Origin of the sequence: Stenotrophomonas maltophilia group sp. Smal17 (genome assembly GCF_030237045.1) — a bacterium.
Taxonomy (GTDB): domain Bacteria; phylum Pseudomonadota; class Gammaproteobacteria; order Xanthomonadales; family Xanthomonadaceae; genus Stenotrophomonas; species Stenotrophomonas forensis.
Genome location: NZ_JASJSU010000188.1, coordinates 1 through 650, shown reverse-complemented (window position 1 = coordinate 650; position 650 = coordinate 1). Strand labels below are relative to the sequence as shown.

2 tRNA genes and 2 rRNA genes are annotated in these 650 nt (G+C 52.5%); all 4 read right to left on the bottom strand.

Annotation, left to right across the window (positions count from 1 at the left end):
• A 23S ribosomal RNA gene (locus QRO93_RS21515) occupies positions 1-99 on the bottom strand; the annotation flags it as partial.
• Positions 100-324: 225 nt separating this feature from the next.
• Positions 325-401, bottom strand: a tRNA-Ile gene (locus QRO93_RS21510).
• Positions 402-432: 31 nt separating this feature from the next.
• Positions 433-508, bottom strand: a tRNA-Ala gene (locus tag QRO93_RS21505).
• A gap of 92 nt (positions 509-600) precedes the next feature.
• Positions 601-650 (bottom strand): 16S ribosomal RNA (locus QRO93_RS21500); the annotation flags it as partial.

Here is a 650-nt window from a genome sequence, read left to right as displayed (position 1 = left end):
AAGCTTGTTGCCAGCTCCCCGATACTTTTCGCAGGCTGCCACGTCCTTCATCGCCTCTGACCGCCAAGGCATCCACCGTGTGCGCTTATTCGCTTGACCATATAACCGCAAGTTGCCTTGGGTTATATATGTGACCCGGGGGTACAAAGCCCGGATACGAATATAACGACTCAATCAATAAAGAGACTTCCGTCTCTCGCCTTAGCCTCACGACACGTCTGATAGAACATCTCAAACGCTCGCTACGTCACAAGTTTTAAAAGAACACGTACCAGCCACAGTGCTGATGCGTATAAAGATCGAATGTATGCGTCATTCAGAGAATGGTGGGTCTGGGTAGACTCGAACTACCGACCTCACCCTTATCAGGGGTGCGCTCTAACCACCTGAGCTACAGACCCGGAAATACACTTTCCGGAACAAACTCGAACATGGTGGAGCCTGTCGGGATCGAACCGACGACCCCCTGCTTGCAAAGCAGGTGCTCTCCCAGCTGAGCTAAGGCCCCAAAAGGGACTCTCACATCGGCCTGGCCGACATGATTCTCTGAATGCAGGTACTTTGTGAAGACGCCCGACAGGACGATGCTGTCTTTGCTCAAAAGGAGGTGATCCAGCCGCACCTTCCGATACGGCTACCTTGTTACGACT